18 protein-coding genes and 2 pseudogenes are annotated in these 23235 nt (G+C 71.5%); 8 read left to right on the forward strand and 12 right to left on the reverse strand.

Going from position 1 to position 23235, the window contains the following annotated elements; all coding sequences use genetic code 11:
* The first annotated feature begins 136 nt into the window (after window positions 1–136).
* The 4 genes from ACIRS4_RS00715 to ACIRS4_RS00730 all read left to right on the forward strand — a co-directional run bounded on the left by ACIRS4_RS00715 (window position 137) and on the right by ACIRS4_RS00730 (window position 4153).
* Entirely contained in the window at window positions 137–1117 is a 981-nt protein-coding gene (locus tag ACIRS4_RS00715) for a helix-turn-helix transcriptional regulator (RefSeq protein ID WP_404187953.1), read from the forward strand.
* A gap of 190 nt (window positions 1118–1307) precedes the next feature.
* Window positions 1308–3002 (forward strand): purine-cytosine permease family protein, encoded by a 1695-nt coding sequence (locus ACIRS4_RS00720; RefSeq protein ID WP_404187956.1) that lies wholly within the window; start codon window positions 1308–1310, stop codon window positions 3000–3002.
* Window positions 3003–3143: 141 nt separating this feature from the next.
* Window positions 3144–3311, forward strand: coding sequence for a hypothetical protein (locus ACIRS4_RS00725; protein WP_404187959.1), 168 nt, complete (start codon window positions 3144–3146; stop codon window positions 3309–3311).
* Window positions 3308–4153 (forward strand): hypothetical protein, encoded by an 846-nt coding sequence (locus tag ACIRS4_RS00730; RefSeq protein WP_404187961.1) that lies wholly within the window; start codon window positions 3308–3310, stop codon window positions 4151–4153. Before ACIRS4_RS00725 ends, ACIRS4_RS00730 begins: the two co-directional genes overlap by 4 nt.
* A 3-nt stretch (window positions 4154–4156) precedes the next feature.
* Here the strand turns inward: ACIRS4_RS00730 and ACIRS4_RS00735 are convergent.
* Window positions 4157–5322: pseudogene (locus ACIRS4_RS00735) on the reverse strand (FAD-dependent monooxygenase); the annotation flags it as partial.
* 152 nt (window positions 5323–5474) lie between these two features.
* Between ACIRS4_RS00735 and ACIRS4_RS00740 the strand changes: the two are divergent.
* Window positions 5475–5849 carry a hypothetical protein gene (locus ACIRS4_RS00740; RefSeq protein ID WP_404187963.1) on the forward strand — a complete coding sequence of 125 codons (375 nt, stop codon included), beginning with the start codon at window positions 5475–5477 and terminating at the stop codon, window positions 5847–5849.
* A gap of 150 nt (window positions 5850–5999) precedes the next feature.
* Here the strand turns inward: ACIRS4_RS00740 and ACIRS4_RS00745 are convergent.
* Window positions 6000–6203: pseudogene (locus ACIRS4_RS00745) on the reverse strand (hypothetical protein); the annotation flags it as partial.
* A 244-nt stretch (window positions 6204–6447) separates the two neighbouring features.
* On the opposite strand from ACIRS4_RS00745, the gene ACIRS4_RS00750 reads away from it, so the two are divergent.
* Window positions 6448–6831, forward strand: a complete 384-nt coding sequence (locus ACIRS4_RS00750) for a hypothetical protein (RefSeq protein ID WP_404187965.1) — start codon at window positions 6448–6450, stop codon at window positions 6829–6831.
* On the opposite strand, the gene ACIRS4_RS00755 is transcribed toward ACIRS4_RS00750, so the two are convergent.
* Together ACIRS4_RS00755 and ACIRS4_RS00760 are read right to left on the reverse strand one after the other, a co-directional pair.
* Window positions 6796–8070, reverse strand: a complete 1275-nt coding sequence (locus tag ACIRS4_RS00755) for an MFS transporter (protein WP_404187968.1) — start codon at window positions 8068–8070, stop codon at window positions 6796–6798. The two genes, ACIRS4_RS00750 and ACIRS4_RS00755, sit on opposite strands and share 36 nt — an antisense overlap.
* Window positions 8071–8141: 71 nt before the next feature.
* Window positions 8142–9296 carry a hypothetical protein gene (locus ACIRS4_RS00760; RefSeq protein WP_404187970.1) on the reverse strand — a complete coding sequence of 385 codons (1155 nt, stop codon included), beginning with the start codon at window positions 9294–9296 and terminating at the stop codon, window positions 8142–8144.
* 202 nt (window positions 9297–9498) lie between these two features.
* Between ACIRS4_RS00760 and ACIRS4_RS00765 the strand changes: the two genes are divergently transcribed.
* The gene (locus tag ACIRS4_RS00765; protein ID WP_404187973.1) at window positions 9499–9669 is read left to right on the forward strand and encodes a DUF5670 family protein; all 171 of its coding nucleotides are present in this window, start codon (window positions 9499–9501) and stop codon (window positions 9667–9669) included.
* A gap of 65 nt (window positions 9670–9734) precedes the next feature.
* Here the strand turns inward: ACIRS4_RS00765 and ACIRS4_RS00770 are convergent, their stop codons facing one another.
* From ACIRS4_RS00770 to ACIRS4_RS00790, 5 genes are all read right to left on the reverse strand, one after another.
* The gene (locus ACIRS4_RS00770; protein WP_404187976.1) at window positions 9735–13661 is read right to left on the reverse strand and encodes a CHAT domain-containing protein; all 3927 of its coding nucleotides are present in this window, start codon (window positions 13659–13661) and stop codon (window positions 9735–9737) included.
* Window positions 13658–14659 carry a hypothetical protein gene (locus ACIRS4_RS00775; RefSeq protein ID WP_404187979.1) on the reverse strand — a complete coding sequence of 334 codons (1002 nt, stop codon included), beginning with the start codon at window positions 14657–14659 and terminating at the stop codon, window positions 13658–13660. Before ACIRS4_RS00775 ends, ACIRS4_RS00770 begins: the two co-directional genes overlap by 4 nt.
* A 4-nt stretch (window positions 14660–14663) precedes the next feature.
* The gene (locus ACIRS4_RS00780; RefSeq protein WP_404187982.1) at window positions 14664–15587 is read right to left on the reverse strand and encodes an AAA family ATPase; all 924 of its coding nucleotides are present in this window, start codon (window positions 15585–15587) and stop codon (window positions 14664–14666) included.
* A 7-nt stretch (window positions 15588–15594) separates the two neighbouring features.
* The gene (locus ACIRS4_RS00785; RefSeq protein ID WP_404187984.1) at window positions 15595–16860 is read right to left on the reverse strand and encodes a toll/interleukin-1 receptor domain-containing protein; all 1266 of its coding nucleotides are present in this window, start codon (window positions 16858–16860) and stop codon (window positions 15595–15597) included.
* A 70-nt stretch (window positions 16861–16930) separates the two neighbouring features.
* Window positions 16931–18178, reverse strand: coding sequence for a hypothetical protein (locus ACIRS4_RS00790; protein WP_404187986.1), 1248 nt, complete (start codon window positions 18176–18178; stop codon window positions 16931–16933).
* A 194-nt stretch (window positions 18179–18372) separates the two neighbouring features.
* Between ACIRS4_RS00790 and ACIRS4_RS00795 the strand changes: the two genes are divergently transcribed.
* The gene (locus ACIRS4_RS00795) at window positions 18373–19314 is read left to right on the forward strand and encodes an alpha/beta fold hydrolase (RefSeq protein WP_404189722.1); all 942 of its coding nucleotides are present in this window, start codon (window positions 18373–18375) and stop codon (window positions 19312–19314) included.
* Between the two features lie 430 nt (window positions 19315–19744).
* Here ACIRS4_RS00795 and ACIRS4_RS00800 read toward each other — a convergent pair whose 3' ends face one another.
* The 3 genes from ACIRS4_RS00800 to ACIRS4_RS00810 all read right to left on the reverse strand — a co-directional run bounded on the left by ACIRS4_RS00800 (window position 19745) and on the right by ACIRS4_RS00810 (window position 23101).
* On the reverse strand, window positions 19745–21070 hold the full coding sequence (locus ACIRS4_RS00800; protein WP_404187988.1) for a hypothetical protein: 1326 nt from the start codon (window positions 21068–21070) through the stop codon (window positions 19745–19747).
* A gap of 106 nt (window positions 21071–21176) precedes the next feature.
* Window positions 21177–22412, reverse strand: coding sequence for a CU044_5270 family protein (locus tag ACIRS4_RS00805; RefSeq protein ID WP_404187990.1), 1236 nt, complete (start codon window positions 22410–22412; stop codon window positions 21177–21179).
* Window positions 22409–23101 (reverse strand): RNA polymerase sigma factor, encoded by a 693-nt coding sequence (locus ACIRS4_RS00810; protein WP_404187993.1) that lies wholly within the window; start codon window positions 23099–23101, stop codon window positions 22409–22411. The genes ACIRS4_RS00805 and ACIRS4_RS00810 overlap by 4 nt, the downstream gene beginning before the upstream one ends.
* Window positions 23102–23235 lie beyond the last annotated feature (134 nt).

A 23235-nucleotide genomic window follows, 5' to 3' on the forward strand; every position in this document is an offset into this window, starting at 1 on the left:
AGCTCCGTTCACATCGTCAGAAGTACGCGCGCACGGCCGTCAACTCGACTGTCGGAGACAGATGTTGACGTCGTGCGGCATGAGCCTCTCGCCTCATCACGACATCCTCTGTCAGGTATCTCGCTAGTGTTCTCGCATGCGAGCCGACCGGTTGGTCTCACTTGTGCTGCTGCTGCGCCGGCACGGCAGGCTTACCGCGGACGCGCTGGCCCGCGAGCTGGAGGTCTCGACCCGCACCGTGCTGCGTGACGTCGAGGCGCTGTCCGCGGCAGGTGTGCCCGTCTACGCCGAACGCGGCCGGCACGGCGGTTACGCGTTGATGCCCGGCTTCCGGACCGAGCTCACCGGGCTGAACCACGACGAGGCCCTTGCTCTGCTGACGGCCGGATCGGGGCGCGGTGAGCAGGTGTTCGGCCTCGGCTCGGCGCTGGCTTCGGCGATGCGGAAGGTGTTCGACGCGCTGCCCGAGAGCCATCAGGCGACCGCGAGCGACGCGGCCCAGCGTTTCCTCTTCTCCCCTGAGAGCGACCTGCTCTCGCGCCGGCTGGTCACCGATGAGGTGCCGGACGCCACCATGATCGAGGTGCGGCGCGCGGTGCTCGCCGGACACAAGCTGCGCATCCGTTACGCGGCCACGGGCGAGGCTCCCCGGTGGCGTACGGTCGACCCGATCGGCCTGGTCACCGTACGCGACCGGGGCTACTTGCTGGCCACGAGGTCCGGCGAGGACCGCACCTACCGGCTGTCGCGGCTGTCGGCCGCCGAGGAACTTCCCGAGGCGGCGCAGCGGCCGAACCGGGTCGACCTGGACCGCGTCTGGCGGGAACGCTCCGCCGGGTTTCTCTCCGGTGGCGACCACATCACCGTGCTGGTGCGGGTGAACCCGGAGCGGAGGGAGGAGTTGCTGGACACCGCGCTCGCCGTCCGCGCGGAAGAACCCGGCGCGGACGGTCGGCTGCGGCTGGAGGTGACGTTCCAGGACGCACGGCACGCCGAGTGGGCGCTGTGGCAGCTCGGTACGGACGCGGAGGCCCTGTCCCCGACGTCGCTGCGCGCCGCCCTGCGCGACCGGGCGGCCGCGGTTGCCGCCCTCTACACGGCCTCGCCCGGAGAGTGAGAGGCCGGCTGTCCGTGTGTCCGGGAGCCGCTCGCCCAGCCGTTGTCTCGAGAGTCCTCCGAAACACTTCCTTCATTCGGGAAGCGTTCAGGAGTAACGACCGGCTCCTAGCGTCCCCCTTCATGGACGCAAGGGAGTTCACGCGTCCACCCCCCACAGCAGTCCCCCACCCGCAGCAAGGAGGCGCGGTATGAGCACCGAGCCACGACTGGCAGAGGTCACCGAGCCGGGACCGGCGAAGAAGACGGAGCCCGGTGCCGACCAGGCCGTCAGGGAGACCTTGGAGGACTACACCCTCCGCTTCGCGCCCCGCAGTTACCGCCGCTGGACCCCGATGGTCGTGGCCACCACGGCGCTCGGCGGCATCGCGTACATGGCCGACTTCTCCATCGGCGCCGGCATCGGCCTGGCCCACGGCACCGGCAACGCTCTCGTCGCGATCGCCGTCGCCGCGGTCGTCATCTTCGTCACCGGCTTCCCGCTCGCCTACTACGGCGCCCGCTACAACATCGACCTCGACCTGATCACCCGTGGCTCCGGCTTCGGCTACTACGGTTCGGTCCTCACCAGCGTCATCTTCGCCAGCTTCACGTTCATCTTCTTCGCCCTCGAAGGCTCGATCATGGCCCAGGGCCTCAAGCTCGGCCTCGGACTTCCGCTGTGGCTGGGCTACTTGGTCTCCACGCTGATGGTGGTTCCGCTGGTCGTCTACGGCATGAAGGCGCTCAGCAAGCTCCAGGTGTGGACCACGCCCGTCTGGCTGGTGCTGATGGTCGCCCCGCTGGGCTATCTGATCGCCACCGACCCGGGCACCGTGGACCGCTTCCTCTCCTACGCCGGCACCGACGGCGAGGGCGGCGTCGACACCGCCTCCGTCCTCCTGGGCGCAGGTGTGTGCCTCTCCCTCATAGCGCAGATCGGTGAGCAGATCGACTACCTGCGCTTCATGCCGCCCAAGACCGAGGCGAACAAGCGCGCTTGGTGGACGGCCGTCGTCATGGCCGGGCCCGGCTGGGTCGTCCTCGGCGCGCTCAAGCAGGCCATCGGGGTCTTCCTCGCCGTGTACATTCTCGCCGAGGTCGGCGCGGAGGCCGCGCCCGAGCCGATCCAGCAGTTCCGCGGCGCCTTCGACGCGATGATGCCGTCCTGGCTGGTCGTCCCGCTCGCCGTGGCCCTCGTCGTGATCAGCCAGATCAAGATCAACGTCACCAACGCCTACTCCGGCTCGCTGGCGTGGACCAACTCCTTCACCCGGGTCACCAGGCACTACCCCGGCCGCATGATCTTCGTCCTGGTCAACCTCGGTTTCGCGCTCGCGCTGATGGAAGCCGACATGTTCAGCTTCCTCAACGACATCCTCGGCTTCTACTCCAACTGCGCCATCGCCTGGGTCGTCACCGTCGCGACCGACATCGGCGTCAACAAGTACCTGCTCGAACTGTCCCCGATCCAGCCCGAGTTCCGGCGCGGCATGCTCCACGCGGTCAACCCGGTGGGCGTCGTCGCCTTCGTGGCCGCCTCCGGCCTGTCCATCGCCATGTACTTCCACGCCCTCGGCGACACCCTGCAGCCGTACTCCCCCGTCGCCGCCGCCGTCATCGCCTTCGTCCTCACCCCGATCATGGCGATCGTCACCCGGGGCAGGTACTACCTGCGCCGCACCGACGACGGCATCACCGAGCCGCTCCTGGACGCGGACGGCAACCCCAGCGCCGTGACGTACCAGTGCCATGTGTGCCGAGAGGATTTCGAGCGACCCGACGTGGCCGCCTGCGCGACGCACGACGCCGTCGTCTGCTCGCTGTGCCTGAGCACCGACGGAGTCGGCGACCACGTGCTGCCGGATGTTGGTCGGCGTCCGTCCCCAAGAGGCAGCGCTGCGTGACGGGGGCTCTTCGCGGCGGGGACATACAGGATCTAACAGTGGCGAAATGACCGCCATCTGCGGTTGCCTCTGGCAGAGTCGACGCGTGTTCAGGGGCCGCGAAGCCAGGCGCCCCGTGCGCCCAGCTATCCGGGGAATGCCATGCGCGACGTACGAGGCGGCTGCGGCCGGAACAGGGGCCGGAGGGCCCCGGACGGTGCTCTCCGCCTGATCAGCGAGGCCGTGAGTGCGGTCGCGTCCGGCCGGAGCCGTGCGATCGTCGTCAACGGCGAGGACGAGGGCGGCGTCGCGGCCGTGGCGTCCGCGTGACATCCACCGACCAGCGGGCCGAGGGCGCGGGACCGTTCACCACCCGGCTCACCTGGCGTCTTCCCGGCGGCGGCACCGCGGTGTGGGAGTCACGGGCCGCCCGGCGGCGCGGCGTCATCGCCGTCCGCGCGCCCGGCGCGCCCACCGGTCGGCATGCCACCGCCGACAAGGTCTCACTCAGCCGTTTGCGCCGGCTCAACGCCGTCGCCGCGACCGCCTTCGTGATCGGCGGCGCGCTCTTCGCCGTCGGGGCCGGCGTCGCCCGGTTCGGCTCCGGGGACGCCGTCTCGTCCGCCTCGGTCTACTTCGCCGGCGGGTTGTTCTTCAACACCGGCGGCTACGTCTCGCTGCTCCAGGTCGTCAACGCCCCCCGCCATGTGCCCGGCGGTACGGGCCGGCTCGTCACGCGCGACTGGCGCTGGTGGAGCTACGAGCCGACCCGGGTGGACTGGCTGAGCGCGTTCGTCCTGTTCGCCGGCACACTGGTGTTCGCCGTCGACCTGCTGGACTCCTTCCTCCAGGGTTTGAGCGTCCGGCAGGTCAACCGGTTGATCTGGGCGCCTGACGTGATCGGCTGTGTGCTCTTCCTGGTCTCCGGTCGTCTCGCGTTCGTCGAGATCTGCCACGGTCGCAGGCACTGCGTGCGCCGGCGCAGTCTCGGGTGGTGGATCGTCGCCGTGAACCAGCTCGGCTCGGTTCTCTTCATGGTCTCGGCTCTCGCCGCCTACACCCGTCCCGTCACCGGCAGCATGATCAACGCCGACATCGCCGACTGGGCCACCCTTCTGGGCGCCGTGTGCTTCTCTCTCGGGGGCGTGCTCCAGCTCTACGAACGCCCGTGACGGGGGCGGTGTCCAGTCGGCGTGCCTCAGTACGGCGCGGACGGTCACGCTGGAGGGGGCCAGCCGGAGTCCGGTGTTGCGCAGGGCCACGGCCAGGGGGTGTGCCAGCTGCTGGCCCATCCGGCCGGCCTGGCGTGCGGCTCGGGCCACGGCCTCGGTGCGGGGGCGGCGTTCGGCGTCGTAACGGGTGAGCGCCGATTCGACAGTGGGTTCGGAGGCGAGCGCGGCGGCCAGTGTGGCGGCGTCCTCCAGTGCCTGGCACGCTCCCTGGCCGAGGTTCGGGGTCATGGCGTGTGCCGCGTCGCCGAGCAGTGCGATCCGGCCGTGGGTGAAGGAGGGCAAGGGCGTTGCCAGTTCACGGATGTCGTGGTGCAGGACGGCGTCGGCCCGGGTCGCTTCGAGCAGGGCGGGGATCGGGTCGTGCCAGCGGCCGAACCGGCGGCGCATGACGGCGAGCGCGTCCGTGTGGCGGGTGCCGGGCGGTGAGTTGAGCACCGCGTGCCATTCGGCTCTGCCGTCGGCGAAGGCGATGTGGCCGAACTCGGCGCCCCGGCCCCAGGTCAGTTCGAAGTCGGTGGCCAGCGTCACCGGATGCTCGGTCACGGCCCGCAGGACGGTGGAGCCGGCGTACACGGGGCCGGGGTGGCCGGGGAACAGCCGGCCGCGCAGCCGGCTGTCCACGCCGTCGGCCGCCACGACCAGGTCCGCGTCCAGGACGCCCTCCTGGACCGGCACGCGTGCCCGGCCGGGGTCGGAGCAGTCCACGGACATCACCTCGGCCCCGATGACCAGGCACTGGGGTGGCAGCGCCTCGCGCAGCAGCCGGTGCAGCACGGCCCGCGGGATGCCGACGATCGGTGTGCCCAGCTTGCGCTCCAGCACGGCCCCGTCCATGCGGGCCAGTCGGCCGCCGCGGGGCGTGCGGGCCGCCGGTGTACTGGGGGGCGTGCGGCGGCGCGCACCGCTCGGCCGACGCCGAGGACGTCCAGGGCGCGGATGCCGTTGGCGTGCAGGGAGATGCCCGCACCCACGTCGGCCAGGACGCGGGCGCGTTCCACGACCGTCACCTCCCAGCCGATCCGGCGCAGGCCGATCGCCGCGGCCAGCCCGCCGATACCGCCGCCGACCACGACCGCGCTGCGGCCCGTGCCGAACCTCTCTCCTGACATCGCACCCCTTCCGCCCCACGCCTTTTCGGCGGAGCACCGACGGTTCAGCCGATGTCCGCGCGCATCCGGCCATAGGCAGCCGACTCACGAACGACAGTGACCCGGCATGCCCCACCGTGTACATGCTCCATCACGAACTCAAGGAGATCACCATGAGAACGAAACTGAGGGCACTGCTGGGTGCCTCCGCAGCCACGGCGACGGTCGTCGGCACCATGCTGGCGGGAGCCGGAACGGCCCATGCCGCCACGCTCTACGGCTGTCCGTCCGGTGCCGTCTGCGTGTACGCCCAGGACCAGCCCGCGAACAGCAGCACGTTGACCCATGCCTACTACTCCTACGGAGCTCACAACCTGTCCAACCAGGAAGGTTGGCACTGGGTGATCAACAATCAGACCGGTGGGGCCAGCACGACCATGTGCTACGGCTACAACGGAGGCAACTGCACGGGCACGACGATCGCGGCGGGGAGCTGGTCCGCGGAGAACCTCTCTCCCATCAACTCGATCAGGCTCAACCGACCGTAGGACCGGGCCACTTCAGCCCGTGGAAGCTGTCCGCTCCGCGCGGTTCCCGGCTGGGGCGGACAGCTTCTCGCCGCGGCTGTCCCTGCTCGCCTCACCCTTGTTCATGGCTCAATGCCGTTCAGTCCAGGCCGCCTTGGTCCGATCTAACGTGTAGATGAGCGTGCACGTGCCGTCCAGCAGCGCTTCGAACCCCTCCGGGCCGAGAGACGCGGCGAACTGCTCGATCAGCCGCTGCTGTTGCGGGTCGGTCTCCGTCTTGCTGTCGTAGAGGGCTTTGAGCCGTGAGTCGATCATCATGAGCGCTGCGCTCACATCGCCGGCGGAAGCGTACTCGGGGTCGCAAGGCGATGACACGGGACTCCTCTTCGTACGGCCGCGTCGGGCGGCGCGGCATGTCCGTACGGTAGCCCTCAGGCCGGTGGCGGGCGGGGCGAATTCCGTTGCGCGGCCGCCCTCCGACCACGTTCGGGTACGCGGCCGTGCGGGGGTTCGAAATGCCGGTGCTGCCCGGGTCCTCACGGCGGTACATTCGGCGCGGGGCGTGCCGGGGAGAAGGCTCCGGGGTCCCTGGGGCCGGTCAGGCCGGGGGGCGATGCCGATGATGTTCGGGTATGCGGACGAGTGGTGGGTGCTGCTGCTGTACCCGGCGGTGCTGTGGGTGCCGTTCGGGCCGTTCGCCATGGTCTCGCTGGGAGTGTGGTGTGCCTCCGGTCCGGGTCCGCGGGCCCGGTTGTGGTCGGTGCTGGTACCGCTGGTACCGGTGGTGGCCTCGGCGATCTCCATGATCTTCCCGCTGAGCCGGTGGGACCGGCCGGTGAGGGTCGACGGCGCCGTGGAACCGCCGGCGCAGCTGTACGACTTGCTCGGCTGTCTGGCCGTGTACGTCGGGGGCATCACGGTGCTGCCGTGGCTTCTCGGCTACGGCGGCACGCGCCTGGTGCGCTTCCTACGGGAGCGTCCGCCCGAGGCGGGCGAGGGGTGACAGGGCCATCAGGGCCGGCGACAGCAGCATGCCCGCCGCTGTCACCAGGAGGCTGGTGCGCGTCCCCCACGTCTGCGCCAAGAGGCCTCCGAGCAGTGAGCCGAGCGGGGTCATCCCCATGCCCACGAAGTTGATCGTCGCGGCCGCCCGGCCTTGCATTCCGTCGGGAGTGACGGTCTGCCGGACCGCCATGATCGTGACGTTCACCAGCTGACCGAAGGTCCCGAAGACGAAGTTGACCGCGAGGAGCGCGGCAACCGTCATCGCGGAGGAGCCGTGCAGCGCGGGCACCAGCAGGAACACACCGTCGCCGAGCGCTGCGGCGGACACGAGAACAGCGCCGTGCCCGAAGCGGCTCGGCAGGCGGGCGGCCAGCAGGGAGCCCAGGAGCGCGCCCGGCCCCGTCGCCGCGAGGGCCAGCCCGACGACGGTGCCCGACAGGTGCAACTCTCGCGGCATGAACAGCAGATAGACGGTCATCACGGCCGCGAAGAAGAACTGGAAGGCGGCCGAAGCCATGCATACGGTACGCAGCGTCGTGTCGCCGACGACGAAGCGGAGGCCGGCACGGATGCGCCGCCAGACCCGAGCAGGACGCTCCGATTGTTCCAAGTGGTCTTCTTTGCTTGTGCGTTCCGGGATGGGCTCGGGGCGGCGGATCCGTCGTATGGAGAGGAACGACAACGCGAAGAACACCGCGCTGGAGGCCGCGGCGATCGGCGCCGACAGCACGGACACCAACACGCCGCCGAGAGCGGGCCCGCCGATCTGGGCGGCGGACCGACTTCCCTCAAGTGCGCTGTTGCCCCTCACCAGTTGATCGCGTGGCACCAGTCGCACCAACGACGTCTGGTAGGCCACGTCGAAGAACACGGACAGCGCGCCGACGGCGAAGGCGGCCGCCACCAGCGCCGGCAGACCGAGCCCGCCGAGGAGGCCGGCCACGGCGACGGCCCCCAGCACCAGGGCACGGCCCGCGTCGGTCAGCACCATCAGCGTGCGGGTCCGCCGACTGTCGACCCACGCGCCGGCGAAGAGCGACAGCAGCAGGATCGGCGCCTGCCCCACCGCGCGCAGGACACCCAACTCGCCGGCCCCGACGTCGAGCATCAGGACGGCGAAGAGTGGCAGGATCACCAGGCAGGTCTGTTCGCCCAGTTGGGAGACCGTCTGCCCCACCCAGAGGCGAAGGAAGTCGCGGTCCCGCCATAGGCCGGACGCGGCGGAGGAAGAGGACATCACAGGAGACCCCTCGGGGACGACCGAAGACGAGTCCCGCCGCCCGGCGCAGCAGGGGCACGCCGAGGGCTTCAGGCAGCGGGAAGGGAAGGCTCGCTGCTCCGTGCATCAGGGGCAGTACCCGAGGCACGGTCCCCCGTCAGGCGGAGCGTCGCGAGGGCTGCCAGTCCTGCGAGCGTGCCGAAGGTGAGGGCGGCCGGAGTGCCGTTGCCGAGGGCGGAGAACAGATGGGTCGGGCCCCAGACGGCGACCGTGTCGTCCATCGCCATGTGCAGCACCTGGCTCGCCAGCAGTCCCAGTACGGTGGCGCAGACCGTTCCCACCGCCATCGCCGGGGCCGTGGTGCGGGTGAGCAGTACGGGCAGCAGTCGTAGCGCCCACCACACCACCGCCAGCGTGACCACGTCGGCGGCCCGGTAGAGCAGCCACTCGCCGAACGGTGCGGTCGACGGACCCGCCCAGCCGCCGAGCAGCAGCCACTGGCGCAGCAGGTCGCCGGGCTCGGACAGCAGCCCCGCGCCGCTGAACGAGGTCTGGATCCACGCCGCGGCGGAATCGTAGGACAGGATGACCAAGGACAGCGCGATCACGCCGGTTCCGACGCTCGCGGCCAGACGGGCGGCACGCGGCGGCACACTCCGGCGGGGCACCGGGTCCGTCCCCTTGACGGCGGCACGCGCCACGAGCACCGTGACGCCTGCGGTCACCAACGCCGCGAACACCACGACCGCGCCGCTCGACGCGACCACCCCGGCCAGCTGCGGCAGGAGCCGGTAACTGCCGCGCCCCCGCGACGCGATCAGCCACGGCGCCGAGACCGTGACGGCCAGCGTTCCGGCGACCGGGCCCCATGCCCACAGCGCGAGCAGCATGGCCGGGGTGCGGCCCTGCGTGGGCGGGATTCGGCGGGCCAGAAGCAGTGCGCCGGCCACGAAGAACGCGAAGACCGCGAAGAACCTGATCTGCATGGCCGTGTGGTAGAGGTCGGAGTACTGGCCGGCGGCGCTCACGGCCGGGTCGCCCGCCGATGCGTCGTACGATCCCGTCGGGGGGTCGTACGACCAGGGGGCGAGCCACCTCTGGAGTTCCGCCGCGGATTCGATGCTGAACACGGTTGACGCGCCGCGCAGTTGGAGTGCCTGTGCGCTCGCGCCCGCCCACCACAGCAGCAGCGTCATGAGCACTCCCCCGACCAGTGCCGGTATCACCGCGCGTCGATACGTCATGTGTCTGTCCCCCGCCTCGGCCCGGCCTCGGTGGCCGTTGATCGTCGATCAACCGAAGAGTAGGTGATGAGGTCTCCGGCGTGTGCACCCGTTTCGATGGAGAAACAGAGCCCGATGCCCGCCAGATCGGTGAAGAAACCAGGGAAATTCGTTGTGTGTTCTTCTATTTGCCGGGCACCAGAAGCGTCGGAGGTTGATAACTATGGTTCCTTTGCTTCTCGTTCTTCTGCTGGCTCTGATCCTCTTCGGCGCGGGCTTCGCGCTGAAGGCTCTCTGGTGGATCGCCGTCATCGTGCTGGTCGTCTGGCTGCTGGGCTTCGTGATGCGCAGCGCGGACTCGGGCGGACGCAAGGGTCGTTGGTATCGCTGGTAGGCGACCCACTGAATGACGAGCCTGTGGGCCCCGGGAACATCCGGGGCCCACAGGCTTGTCTCCTCTCAGGGACCCAGGTGCACCATGGCCGCGCGGACGAGTATCGCTTCGGGAAAGGGGACGGTCGACTCCACACGACGCACCGCGTCGTGCAGGGCCAGTGCGGTGCGTTCGGGACGCAGCCCTCCCATGGGGCCGGTGATTCCCAGGTACAGATGTTGCGTGACCCGGGCCGCCATGAAGTCGTCGAGGCTGCCCAGCATGGCGATGACATGGGCGTACCCCGCGGTCTGGAAGGCCGCAGCGGTCGACATGTGGCTTGACGCGCGCGGAGTGGCGGTGTCCCTGCCGGACAGAAAGGCCAGGGCTCCGTCGACGGGCAGGGGCAGCGGCAGCCGCAGCCAGTCGAGCAGTTCGGTGCCGGGGCTTCTCGGAAGCTCGTCCTCGGCGGCACCGGGACCGATGAAGTGGACGCAGGGGTGGTCGCCGAGCGCCTGGCTCAAGCCGGTCGGCGTGGCATCGCTCGCGTTGATGAAGGTCGCCCCCGGGATATAACGACGGGCCTCGTTCAGGTGGGGGAACACGGACCTCGTGCCGTCCGCGACGACGAGCACCCGGGCTGTGGTCGCGCCGCGGAGCCGGATCATCCTCGACCGGGCTGCCTTGAGCGCGCGAACGCTCGGTGTGTAGGAGTGCACGGCATGGTCCATGGCCGTGGTGGCGTCGCCGGCGGCATGGAGGGGCAGTGCGGCGAAGGGACCTGTGGGGCACCACCACATCCTCGGCAGATCCGTTCCCGAGTGCCCCGGAGGGGTGGCCGGGGACTCGTCGGGCCGCGGGAGAGAGGACTCGGTGCGCCCCATGATCAGGCCGGCCGTCGACATCACCGGTTCCACCGTGGTGTGCCACAGCCATGCGAGCAGATTCGACGTCTCCTGGGCCCGGTCTCGCGGGTCGCGGTGCACGGCCTCATTGCGGTGGTACCGCGCGCGGCGGTCGACGGCGTCCCACTCGGGCAGGGGCAGGGAAGAGATCCCGTGACGTGTGGCGATGAGCGCGTCGCAGCGGCACGCGGCGGCGTTCAGCACGGCGATGGGACCATCGGAGGCGGCCGCGATCATGTCGTCCGCGGTCATCGCGGTGAAGAGGTGCTCGAAGCCGGGTGTGGCCCGAAGCGTCTGGAGCAATCCGTCCGCCTGGGCCGCCACTTCGTGCCGGCGCAGCAGCACCGGTGGTTCGGCCGCCCCGGTTTCCAGGTCGAGCAACGCCCACAGCCACCGCAGTTCTTCCGCGAGGCCGGGAGCGGCTTGGGTGAGCCGGCCCAGACCGGTGCGGGCGAACTCGGAGTGCGCGGACAGCAGAGAATTACGCTGCTCCACGAACTCCATTGCGCGCCCGGGCTCTCCCGTCTCGATCGCGCAGGCGGCTGCTTCGCCCGTGCCTTCGGCCCATTCGCGGACGATGTCGTCGTGGTCGTGACCGGACAACAGCATGAGCGCGGGGATGCCCCGGGTGACGTCCTCGTGGCTGCGGATGATGTCGTCGGGGGCGTCGAGCCGCCTGGCCAGGCGGCCCTGGAGCAGCGCCGCCCGCAGGCGGGTGACGGGCGGCGTCCGGGAACTGCGGACGACATCTGCCAACGCGGCAGACGTGTCACGAAGGAGCGACGGAGACGCGAAGGGGTTGTTCGTCTCAGCGAGCTCGGCCATGGCCGTGGACACCGCTAGCAAGGCATCCTCCGTGTACGGAAGGCCTTCGAGCGTCTCCCGCTGCGCCTGGTCGAAGAAGCTCAAGGCCAGTTCGGCATCCGTCACCGAATCCCCTGGCTCACCGGTCCCGGTCATCAGCGCCCAGGCGAGGTCGACGACACACGCCCTCCGCATGGAGGGCGTGACACCCAGAGTCGTGTTGATGAGGGAGTCGAGGATGTTGATGGCCTCCTCACGCTGCGCAGCCTCACCGGTCAACTTGAACTTGCGCATCAGAGTGCCGGCGAGACGGGCCTTGGCCAGGGGCGTGTGCGGGAACGCGCGCGGACCGCTCGCGGCCGACCTCGCCACCTCGACGGCTTGGTCGAGTTCGCCCGTTCGTCCGAACTCGCGGCCGGAGTCGACCAGGCAGCGGTTGAGGCTGACGAGCGCGGCCTGCCTCCACACCGACGCTTCCGGTGCCAGGTCGACGGCCTCGAAGGCAAGAACCCGTGCCTCGTCGAGGTCCGCCCTGCTGCCGACGAGCCGGAACCGCAGGCGCAGGGCGTCGGCGAGGTCGATCAGCAGGTTGACCCGTTGCGGCAGGGCGCTCGGCGATACCATGAGGAGGGCGCTGCGCAGCTGGGACGTCGCTTCGTCCAGGGCCCAGCGTTCGCCCGTCGAGCGGAATCCGGCCATGGCCACCATCGCCCGCACGGCCTTTGTCTCGGTGTGTTCCGGTGCGCGGCTGCTGTGCCCCAGCCTCTCGGCCCGTCGAAGGTCGGTCTCGTCCTGCGTGGTCTCGTACCGCGCCAGATGGATGCGGATGAGCGGAAACGTCATGGTGCTCGGCGGACCGTCCTGGTGTACGGGATGCCGCCGTACGAAGGACAGGGCTTGGTCCAGGTGTTCCGGGCGGGCCTCCGACTCGAACAGGGTCAGGCGGGTGCTGAGCAGTTCGGCGGCGGAGCGGTCCGATCCCGGGTGCGTCCACGGCAACGGCTCCAGCTCCGCCGCCACCTCGAGGGCGGTCAGAGCTGTCGCCAGGTCCGAAGGATCCCCGGTGTGGGCAAACCTCTCCCGATGTGCGGCACCATAAGTCGTTTGAGCGTGCCGGCGCATGGCGGCGTCGTCCACTTCGCCGCTGAGCTCGATGGCCCGCTCCAGCGACGCGCGCGCGCCGAAATGCGCGCCATGCAGATGGTGTGCCAGAGCCGCCTCCGCGCCGACGCCCGGACACCTCCGCGGTGAGTACCCGTTACGCACGGCGTGTTCGGCGAGGGCGATCGCCTCGGTCAGCGCCTGTTCGTCAGTCGTGGCGAGGAAGCGCTGAGTGAGATTACGAAGCTCGTTCTCGGCTCGGGGGGCCAACTCGTCGCGGGGTCGCCCCCGTTCGAGGAGGCCGTACAAGTCATCGAGCCGCTCCTCCTCCCCCACGTCCCGGTCGGGCTCGGCCGTGTGCGGGCCGATCGCGTAGACATCGCCCGAGCCGGTGTGCAGATGGACCGTGCCGTGCCCGACCTCGGTGTCGACGACGGTCCCGCTCGCGATCTGGACAGAGCGCCGACCCGCTTCGGTGACGACCTCGACGACCCGGGGGTTGGTGTCGGGGACGAGAATCGCCACGGCCCCGGGTCCGTCGACGTCTCCGAGCAGCAGGCCGCCTTCCTCGGTCCGCCGCACGCCCAGGCGAATCCTGTCCACGGCCTGGGCGATCGGGCGGACGGCGTCGAGGCCGATGTCCGGCAGCGGGCCCGGGTCGAGCGCGGGGGCGTGGGCGCGGGACGCGTTGGCCAGGCTCCAGGCGCCGGCGGTCGAGCGGATCTCCTGGGGCAGTCGGGGCCATGACTCGGCGAACCATCCGGCCAGCCCCGTCCGGTTCTCGGCCACCAGCGCGTGCAGGGCGCGGTCGAGCTGTCGGGAGGCGGCGGCGGTGTCGCCGTTGAGGGTGAGCCAGGTGACCTGCTCCTCCAGGAACAGGGCCGGTGACAGGTCGCGGTGGAACTCGGTGACGACGTCGATGACACGCCTGAGGCCGGGATCGTCCGCGAGTTGGAGCACCAGGCCGGCCCGGAGGGAGGGGAGGCATTCCGGGAGCAGGGAGATCGCCTGCGGGGTGCGGGCGGCCACCCAGTCGCTGAACCAGAGGTCGGCCTCGTCGGCGGCGTCGAGGTGCGGCAGGACGCGCAGGCGCACGGCCCTGATCAGCTCGGGTTCGATGCGGGTCGCGAAGCTCAGCGCCGTGGCCAGTTGCACGGCGCCGTCCGGGGGCGGGGGCGGCAGCTCGGACAGCGGTTCGCTCATCGCGTTCTCGCCCGTACGACGGCCCGGGCCCGGCCTGTGGTGGTGGAGCGGTCCCAGGTCAGCTGGGGCAGCAGCTGTGCCGTCCGGTCGAGTCTGCGGTTCGGCGGGTAGGGGGTCAGCGCCACGACGGGGCAGCCGGCCCTCGTGACGAGGCCGACGAACTCCTCCCAGTCCTCGGGGTCGGGCCCGCTGTCGTGCGAGCGGCCGCCCACTCCGAGGTCGGAGAGGAGCAGGACGGGTGTTCCGCGCGCGGGCGGTTCGTAGCGGGCTGGCCGTCGGCGGCGGCCGGGGCCCGTTCCGTGGTGGGGAACGCCCGAGAAGTGGACGACGTCGACGAGATCGGCGCCTACGACCTCGCGGATGCGGGTGACGAGGTCGTCCTGATCGCGGCGGAAGGGCTGCATGCCGATGCTCCGGTCGACGAGCACCTGTGCTCCGTGGCGCAGGGTCGGCACGGGCCTGCGCGGGAGCCGGGTGACGGGGCGGCCGTGCGCGAGCGTGTCGAGCAGGGCCGGGATGTCGACGGGCCCCTCGTCCACCTGCCGGGACAGGGTCGTCCGCAGGATGGCGCTCGTCCAGCGAGGGGTGAGCAGGGGCAGGTGCGGCAGTGTCGCTCGCCGGCGGGCGACCGGTTCGGCGAGGGGTTCGTCCGGTGCGGGGGGCGCGACGGGCGGGTCGGTGCGCACCGGGTCGAGCAGGGGCAGTCCGGCCGTCGCGGCCGTCGGTTCCGGGTGGTGTGCCTCGTCCGCGGGCGGTTCGGGCGCGGTGTCGTCCTCGGCCGGGGAGGGCGGCTCGTCGACGCAGTCGTCTTCGGTGTGGTGGGCTGTCGGGTGGCTGCCGGGCACGGACGGCCAGGTGCGGGCGGGCCGGGGCTCCTCGGCAGGTGCCGTGGACGTGGCTTCGTAGCCCAGCAGGCGGAGGATCTTCGTCTCCTGTTCCTCGTTCTGCGCCACTGCCAGGGCCCGGACGACGTCGCCGATCCACACGCGCGCACGCACCGGGTCAGCCTCCGCTCTGCCGGGGCTTGAGCAGGGTGAGGTTGCGGAGCAGGTGCCACTTGGGGTGGCCGGGGCGCAGGCCCATGGTGCGGCAGGCGCGCAGCGCGTCCAGGAACTCGGCCGTGCTGGGCAGACGGTCGCGGCTGACGTTCTTCTCCTCGCGTGCCTTGGCGAGTTCCTCGGCGAGGAGCATCACGAGTTCCATGGTCTCGTCGCCCATGGCCACGTTCTCGTGGGCGAGGTGCAGTTCGGCGATGCGCACGAGGCTGTCCTCGGTGGGCGGGGGCAGTTCGAAGGTGATGCAGCGGCGCAGGAAGGCCGGAGGGAGTTCGCGTTCGCCGTTGGTGGTGATGACGACGAGGTGCGGGTCGACGCCGTCCTCGCGGCATACGGTGGCGCCGGTCTCGGCGATCGTGAACTCCTGCGAACCGAGCGGCACGAGAAGGCCGTTGGGCATGTCGGGGTCGGCTTTGTCGATCTCGTCGATGAGGACGACGGCTCCCCTGGCCCGTTCCTGACGGTAGAACCGTTCCAGCGGATCGAGGCGGTCGGGCGGCTTGAGCAGGCCGCCGCGCGTGCGCGCGGACTCGGGGGCCAGGGACCACCACAGGACGCCGGGCTGGAGGTATCCGCCGTCGTTGCCGTGCATGCGGTGCGCCTGGGCGTCGGCGAGGCGGCGCACGCTGTCGAACGTCCAGAGCAGGTCGGTGGCCTGGGTCCGGGACGTGACGACATGCTCGTAGTAGCGCAGGTGCCTCTCGCGGGCGAGGAACGGAGCCAGGGAGGACTTCCCGGATCCCGGGTCTCCGCTCAGCAGCAGTGGCCGCTCGGTGGCGAGGGCGACCTCGACCGCGAGGCGCAGGTCCTCCGTCATGTCGTAGGGGCGGCCGTCCCGGGGGTCCGGGCCGTGCAGGACGCGTGCGGTCACAGGACTCCTAGTCGACATGGAGCAGACGCTCGGGCAGTTTCTTCAGGCGGCCGACGCGGACGCGCGCGGTCACCTCGGTGGAGGCGGTGAGAAGCGGTTCCAGCAGGACGGGGTTCTCGAAGGAGGCGCACGCGTCGGCTTCGGGGGCCGCGTTGCCGGTCGTCACCATGACTATCAGCCAGGAGAAGAGCCGGTGGAGGCGCGCGACGGCTTCGGCGAACTCCGGTTCGGGCGGGAGAGTCTTGTCGATGACCAGGTAGTGCGTGCGGTCGTCGAGGTCGTCAGGGAGGATGCGGTCCTCGTCCGCCACGACGCCGAAGAACAGCTCCCACACGGCACTCTCCCAGTCCTGGACGCGCTCGCCGACGCGGTCCTCGCCGGTCGGCAGGTCTCCCAGCGCCTCCACCTCGTAGCCGTAGGTGGCGCCACAGGTGGCGCGTTGGATGTACTGCTTGGCGGTGCCACGCCGGGAGGCGTTGAGCAGGACGGTCAGGTTCTGGGGGCGCCTGCCAGGGGCGGGCAGCGCCGGACGGGCCGCCTCCTCGTCCACCCAGGTGGCGGTCAGGTCGCGGATCAGCCCGCGCAGCGCGGTCTGCGGCATCGCCGGGGCCAGGAGGTGCAGCGCCTTCTCCATCCGCTCGGGCGGCGCGACCAGGAACTGGCGGGCGAGGAACAGGCAGCCGCCCTGCCCGCGGGTGACTTCGGCGACGTGCTTGTGGTCGAGTCCGAGCGCGGTCGCCGCCTTGCTCAGGACGCCGGGGCGGGTCACTTGGGACAGGTGCGTCTCCAGGCGTTCGAGCCACTCGGTCATCGGCCCGTCGTCGGGGCCGGGTTCGGGGAGTTCGGCGAACCGTTTGAGGACCTGGGCGGCGACCGCGTCGGCTTCCTGCTCCGATTCGCCCTGGACCCGGGCGAACTGAATGGGTCTCAGTTCTCCGAGTCCGGCTTTCTTCACCATGCCGGTGGAGGGGACGCCGAGCAGGACCGGAATCACGTACACGGGTGAGCCCAACGCCCGCCGCCACATGAGAATGTTGACCTCGCGCCGCACCCAATCGGATTTCAGGGCTTTGTCGTTGAGCAGAACCACCGCCGCGTGGCAGCGGGCGAGCCAGTCGACGACTTCCGGGAGCCACTCGTCGCCCGGCGGGAGGTCCTCCTGGTCCACCAGGGGAGTCCAGTTCGCGTGGCGCAGTCCGGCGGCGATCTTTTCCAGCACGGTGGTGGCGAAGGCGTCGCCGCGCGCGCTGTGGCTGATGAAGGCCTCCCTCACACCCCGATTGTGATCCATTGCGCGCCGTCGTGCGAGGGGGTCCGCCAAAGTGCCCGTGTACCGGGGCTGTTCACAGTCCGGCGTCGAACTCGGGTTTGGCGACGATGATCCGCCAGCGGCGGTGTTCCTCGGTCAGCGTCGACTCCACGGCGAGGGCGAGGGCGCGGAAGGCGGCGCCGCGGTCGTCGGCGGTGTGCTCGGCGATGAGCCGGCGCAGTGTGTTCTCGTGGCCGAGGAGTTCCTGGCGGGTCTCGCGGTACGACACGGACAGCCGCTGGAAGGCGAGCAGGTTCTGCACCGCGAGCACGCTGTTGCACAGGGGCGGCAGTCCCGCCGCGAGCAGCGCGATGACCAGGGACACCGTCGGCCGTCCGGTGCCGGGAGCCAGCGTGAGGAGGAGGGCGTAGCCGAGGGCGACGGCGACCGCGGTGACGACGGCCGCTTTGGCGACGGCGCCGAACCTGAGTTCGGCGCGGTCGCATTTGTCGGCGGCGAGCCGGAAGTAGCGGGCCTGACGGCGGACGCGGTGGTCGAGGTAGGTTCGCATCCGCTCGACGGTGTCGGCGTGGGCGGGGCCGGGCCGCCGCCAGACCTCGTCGCGCCAGTGCCGCTCACCGCCGTCGTCGTCGCGGTCGCGCAGGTACAGGAGTTCGTCGAGCCGGGCGGGGTCGGAGGCGGCGATGAGGCTCAGCCGGGCGTCCCGGGTCCGGGGCACGACGTCGGGGTCCAGCCCGAGGTAGGGGCCGGCCTGCGCCACGATGAGGAACATCTCGCGGCGGAACAGCTCGGTCCTGGTCCGGCTGACGACCCACGGGCGGGAGGGCTCCTGTCTCCTCCACACCGTCCAGATCATCGCGAGCAGCAGCAGGACCTCCGCGAGGACGAAGCCGCGGCCCAGGTCGCCGCCCTGCGGGAGCAGCACGGTCTGCACGGTCAGGAACGTCACCGCGAGCGCGGGCAGCACGGCGAGGCGGATACCCGTCGCCCGGTAGCGCCCCTGCAGGTCTACCGGTTCGTGCGCGGTCGACGTCCCGGCGGCGGGACGGCGGATCACTCCGGGGTGGTCGAGGGGGCGGCGCACCTCCGGCGGCGGGGTCCATGCCTCGCCCGAGGAGGCGTCGGCGCGACGGCGCCGGCGGTGGGCCCACTCCCGGCCGAGCAGATAGCCGCTGTCCAGCACCACCAGCAGCCACAGGGCGCCGAGCACCGGCGCGCCCGCGAGCAGCGCGGGTGTCCCGGTCCACGCCGCCGCCGTGGTCCAGCCGGCGGTGACCGCCGTGGTCGCCACGACACCTGCGACCCGCCCCGCGTTCGGCATGCTCCGGTCCCTCCTTCAGTCGGCGAGGCGACGTTAGCGGCAACCGGGGCCTCTCAGGGGGCTGTTCGGCGTTGAAGGCGCGAGGCGGTGGGGCGTCGACAGTGATGCGTCGCCCTGTCTCGGGGCGGGGGCCGGGCCTGGCCCGTCGGGCGGGGATCACGGCGCGTACGCTCGGACGCATGGCTGAGCATCGAATGGTCGACGTGAACGGAGTGCGGCTGCACGTGGTGGAGGAGGGCGAGGGGCCGCTGGTGGTCCTTCTGCACGGCTTTCCCGAGTCGTGGCACTCCTGGCGGCATCAGCTGAGGCCGCTGGCCGATGCCGGCTTCCGTGTCGTCGCCCCGGACCAGCGCGGCTACGGGCGCAGTGACGCTCCGGCCGACGTCGAGGCGTACACCATCCTGCATCTGGTCGGCGACGTGGTGGGTCTGATCCGGGCCCTGGGCGAGGAGTCGGCGTACGTCGTCGGGCACGACTGGGGTGCGCCGGTCGCCTGGCACACGGCGCTGCTGCGGCCGGACATGGTGCGGGGCGTGGCCGGTCTGAGCGTGCCGCCGCCCTCCCGGGGTGCGGAACCTCCGCTGGTCTCCATGGAGAAGCGGTTCGAGGGCCGTTTCTACTGGAACTACTTCGCCCGCCCCGGTGTCGCCGACGCCGAGTTCGCCGCGGACACCCGTACCACGCTGCGCAAGTTCCTCTACTCGGCCTCGGGTGACGTCCCCGGCGAGATCAAGCAGCCGCTGGTCGACCCCGGGCGGGGCTGGTTGTCGGCCATGCCCGATCCGGAGGTGCTGCCGCCGTGGCTCACCGAGGACGACCTCGACGCTCTCACCGAGAGCTTCTCGCGGGGCTTCACCGGGGCCCTCAACTGGTACCGCAATCTCGACCGCAACTGGGAGCTGACCGCGCCCTGGGACGGCGCCGCCGTCACCCCGCCCGCCCTCTACGTGTACGGCGACCGCGACCCGGTGCCCGCTTTCCCCGGCACGCCGGAGTTCATCGCGATGCTCGCCGACCGCATGCCCAACCTGCACCGCCCGCCGGTCGAGCTGGCCGGCTGCGGGCACTGGACGCAGCAGGAACGGCCCGACGAGGTGAACGAAGCCCTCGTCGACTTCCTGCGCGCCTGTTCCTGACCCGGTCGGGGGACGCCGTTCGGTTCGCGGCCGGACCCGCTTTCCTCATCCGGTGGGGGTTCCTGGCCTCGGCGGGGGTTTCACCAGGCGGCTCTGGCGGGTGTGCTCGCCGCCCGCCTGCCCGGTGTCGCGTGCCGGGCGCGGTGAGGCCCGAGCCCTCGACGCGGGGCAGCAGCCGGTCGAGCCGGCCCGGCAGCCACCAGGCCTTGTCGCCGAGCAGGGCCAGTACGGCGGGCACCAACGCCATCCGCCCCGAGCAGGCCCTTGCCCCAGCCCCGTTGGAACACGGCGACGACCGCGCCGAGCGCCGCCAGCAGGCAGCCGAAGGCCGCCTTGACCGGCACGGGCGGGAGCCGGATCGTCGCCTGCCGTGCGCGGGATGCGCCTGTGGCCCGCACGGGTTGCGCGGGCCACAGGCGGTCGGTCTCCGTCAGAGGGCGCCGCGGGCGGCCAGCAGACCGCAGACGCCGGTCACGCTCTCACACTCTGCGTTGCCCGCGGCCAGCACGGCGCGGGTGCCGGGGACGCCTTCCACGTCGAAGACCGTGCTTCCCGCGCTCGTCGAGGTGAGGTCCGCCGGAAGCTCCTCGTCGGTCCAGGTGTGGCCGTCCCAGCGGGACAGCAGTGTGTGGCTGCTGCCCTGGGGCGCCCAGCCGGCGACCCACACGTTCCCCGATCCGTCCACGCCCGCGGCGTTCACCTCGTCGACCCCGGGGACCGAGGTCGGCTGCCACGCTCGGCCGTCCCAACGCGTGGACAGCACCCCGGTGGGCACCTGCGGATCGTTGGTCTTGCCGAGCACATGGACCGTTCCGCGCCGGGTCGACACGATGTGGTTGGCCATCCAGCCGGGGCCGTACTCGTAGGGCACGGGGACGGTCCTCACCGTCCAGCGCCGGCCGTCGAAACGGTAGAGGAGGGGGGTGGCGACTCCGCCCGCCTCGGTCAGGGCGCTCACCCATACGTCGTCGGGGCCGGTGCCGGTGACGCCGAGCGGCTGCACCGGCCTGCCGTCCGGGGCCTGGGGCAACTTGGTACGGCTCCATCCGCGGCCGTCCCAGTGCTCCAGGTGCCCGGCGTACGCCTTGTCCGGGTCGCCGGGGTCCGCCGTCGGGTTCCAGTCCATCGTGGTCAGCCACACGGAGTCGGCGCTCACCGACTTGAGTTCGAGGACGAAGCGGATCCAGCCGTCGGCGGGCGCCGGACGTGACACGGCCTTCCAGCGGGTGCCGTTCCAGTGCTGCAGCACGATCGCGCCGGTCGCCTGCGGGAGCGCGGCGCCCTTGCGGAGCCGGTCCGCCGTGGCGTCCGGCAGCCGGTCCAGGAGCGTGTCCGGCAGCCTGGCCGCGGTGCGGCCGTCCGGTGTGCGGGCGGCCGCCGGGGAGGCGGTGCGGGCTTCGATGTCGGTGTAGGTCCCGGCCGCCCAGACGTCGTCGGGAGCCGAGGCGGCCACCGCCTCCCACTGCGCGGGTCTGCCGCCGGTGCCCGCGGTCGGGACGTCGCTCCACCGGGTGCCGTCCCAGTGCTTGACCGCCGGTGCCGTGGCCAAGGACTCGTCCGTCTTCCTGCCGACGGCCCACGCGTCGGTCCGGCCCGTCGCGGTGACGTCGTAGAAGTCGGTCGACTCGGCTCCGGACAGCGGCAACGCCAGTCGCCAGGAGGTGTTCCGCTGCTCGGCCGGTGCGGGAGTCTGCGCGTGCGCCTGCGTGGCGTACGGTGCGAGGGCGAGGACGCAGGCCGCGAGCGCGGTGGCCACGCGGGGGGCGGATGGGGCCGAGCGTCGTAAGGATGTCGTCATCTGCTTCTGTGCTCCTGTCGGATCGCGTGTTCTCGCGGAGGGTGTCCCGCCGGATGACGGGCGTTCAGCGCCGTGCGGCGTCCGGCACCGTGATCTGGCTGTCGCCCCAGCTCATCCGGGTCGTCGCCGAGTAGTTCAGCGTCGTGCCCGCGCCGAGGCCCGCCTCCAGGGCCCTGGCCGACGGTTCGACCAGCACGAGCTGCTCGCAGAGCATCGCGCCGGTGGCCGGGTCCACGACCAGCCGCTGTTCCACGCTCCCCAGCGGGGTCCGCGACGTGCCGGGGAAAGCGACCCCGACGCCCACGCGGCCCAGCGGGTCGGTGACCCGGCCCAGCCCCCGCACACCGGGCAGTTCCGCCATCACCCGGTACGCGGCCGCCCGGACCTCGGGCGTCACCGGCATCGTGATGAGGTCGGCCGCCTGGCGCATCACGTGAGCGGCGGGGTTCCCACCGGCTTCCGCGTCGCTGTCCTGCCCGTGCAGGCTCTCCAGCCGTCGGCGCAACTCGCCGCTTTCGGAAGGCAGTTCACGCAGGTCCTGGTAGGAGACATTGCGCGGGCCGAGGGCGTAGATCTTGTCGTGGGCGTCCGTTCGCATGACCATCGGCCGCAGCGGTCCCATCGTGTGCCCCAGTGTGCCCGCGCCGGCCGCCTCCGTGGCCACGGCCTGCACCGTGCGGGGCGAGCCCGCCGCGCGCCAGCGCGTCTCGTCCGCCTCGGTGCGGGGGGCGGTCACACCGTCCAGACCGGAGATCATCAGGCTCCGGGTCCCCGGACGCACCCCCACCGACCACTCGCCGGTCGACGTGGTGCGGACGGCGAACAACCCGCCCCGCTCCCCCACGACGTCCACGTCCTGCGAGCGCGTGGTGGTCTGCCAGTACGTTCCCTCGGCGGCCGGCTTCTCCGCCTTCTTCGCCGCGCTGAGCAGTTGGAGGCGGACGTCGCCCCGGGCGTCGGACGCCGGCGAGCCCGGCCCCGCAGGGGCGGAGGCGGACCGCGGGGGCGTGCCCGGGCGACCTCCCGAAGGATCGCCGTCGAACGTGCTCACGACCACCGCGGAGGCAGCGACGGCCGCCAGGGCCGCCGCGGTCCCGAGCGGCCGGAACCCGCCCCTGAGCCGCCCCGGCGCCCAGAGGCGCGGCGAGTGACCGACCGTCGCGGCAGCCAGGATGCGTGCCAGGTCCTCACGCCGGCGCGGGGAGTCCGCCAGTGCTGCGGGGTCCAGTTCCTCGGGCCGGGCGTCCGCGAGGATCTTCATGACGTCGGGCCGCCGTGGCCGTTCGTGGGTGTGCTTCATGCGAGGGCTCCTTGGCGATCGGTGCGGTGCGGGGTCCGGGCGGGGGGTTCCGTCCCGGGGGCGGGTGACGGCTCGGGTGCGGATGCCGGTGCCGGCAGGGACCTCGGCGCCGGGGCTGGTACGGCCCCCTGTGCCGGCGCCGGGGCTGGTACGGCCCCCGGTGCCGGCACGGACGCCGGTGTCGTGTCCGCCGTGTGCGTCGGCTCCAGAGCTCTCTCCAGACGGCGGCGGGCCCGGTGCAGCCGGACGGTCAGCGTCGCGGTGGTGCAGCCGAGGACCCGTGCGGCGTGCTTGGCGCTGAGTCCGTGCCAGGCGATGAGCGTCAGCAGTTCCCGGTCGGCGTCGGACAGGCTCGCCAGGGCCTGCAGCGCCGCGTCCCGGTCGGTCACGTCCGCCGCGACGTCGCCGACGTCCGTCCGGGCGCCGCTGCTGATGCGCTGCGCCTCGGCGACGGCGAGGGAGTACTGACGGCTGTCCCGGCGACGCAGCTCGCGCACCAGGTTGCGCGCCACTCCCAGCAGCCAGGGCAGCGGAGGTTGGGAGATGTCCCGCACCCGCCGCCAGGCCACGGTGAACGTCTCGCTGGTGATGTCCTCCCCCACCTGCCGTCCCACCAGGCTCGTGGCGTAGGCGAGGACGCGCGGATAGCACTCCTCGTAGACGTCCCGGAAACGTTGGGCATGTGTCATGCGCCGTCCCCTCATATCGGCTCTGTCACCTAGCAATGCGCGCAGCGGCGCACTTCTTACAGGGAGAGGTGCGATCCCGGCCGGGGGCTGGGGCCGAGGGGTGGGAAAAACGGCGCGGGCGGCGCTCGCGCGGT

It is taken from the genome of Streptomyces sp. NPDC101166 (assembly GCF_044768125.1).
Taxonomy (GTDB): domain Bacteria; phylum Actinomycetota; class Actinomycetes; order Streptomycetales; family Streptomycetaceae; genus Streptomyces.

What these genes read in the sequence shown, in the direction of transcription:
- ACIRS4_RS00725 (WP_404187959.1), top strand. Translation starts at nt 3,144, where the DNA reads ATGCGCGACGTACGAGGCGGCTGCGGCCGGAACAGGGGCCGGAGGGCC.
- ACIRS4_RS00770 (WP_404187976.1), bottom strand. Translation starts at nt 13,661, where the DNA reads ATGAGCGAACCGCTGTCCGAGCTGCCGCCCCCGCCCCCGGACGGCGCC.
- ACIRS4_RS00805 (WP_404187990.1), bottom strand. Translation starts at nt 22,412, where the DNA reads ATGAAGCACACCCACGAACGGCCACGGCGGCCCGACGTCATGAAGATC.
- ACIRS4_RS00750 (WP_404187965.1), top strand. Translation starts at nt 6,448, where the DNA reads ATGATGTTCGGGTATGCGGACGAGTGGTGGGTGCTGCTGCTGTACCCG.
- ACIRS4_RS00720 (WP_404187956.1), top strand. Translation starts at nt 1,308, where the DNA reads ATGAGCACCGAGCCACGACTGGCAGAGGTCACCGAGCCGGGACCGGCG.
- ACIRS4_RS00810 (WP_404187993.1), bottom strand. Translation starts at nt 23,101, where the DNA reads ATGACACATGCCCAACGTTTCCGGGACGTCTACGAGGAGTGCTATCCG.
- ACIRS4_RS00790 (WP_404187986.1), bottom strand. Translation starts at nt 18,178, where the DNA reads ATGCCGAACGCGGGGCGGGTCGCAGGTGTCGTGGCGACCACGGCGGTC.
- ACIRS4_RS00740 (WP_404187963.1), top strand. Translation starts at nt 5,475, where the DNA reads ATGAGAACGAAACTGAGGGCACTGCTGGGTGCCTCCGCAGCCACGGCG.
- ACIRS4_RS00760 (WP_404187970.1), bottom strand. Translation starts at nt 9,296, where the DNA reads ATGACGTATCGACGCGCGGTGATACCGGCACTGGTCGGGGGAGTGCTC.
- ACIRS4_RS00765 (WP_404187973.1), top strand. Translation starts at nt 9,499, where the DNA reads ATGGTTCCTTTGCTTCTCGTTCTTCTGCTGGCTCTGATCCTCTTCGGC.
- ACIRS4_RS00715 (WP_404187953.1), top strand. Translation starts at nt 137, where the DNA reads ATGCGAGCCGACCGGTTGGTCTCACTTGTGCTGCTGCTGCGCCGGCAC.
- ACIRS4_RS00755 (WP_404187968.1), bottom strand. Translation starts at nt 8,070, where the DNA reads ATGTCCTCTTCCTCCGCCGCGTCCGGCCTATGGCGGGACCGCGACTTC.
- ACIRS4_RS00795 (WP_404189722.1), top strand. Translation starts at nt 18,373, where the DNA reads ATGGTCGACGTGAACGGAGTGCGGCTGCACGTGGTGGAGGAGGGCGAG.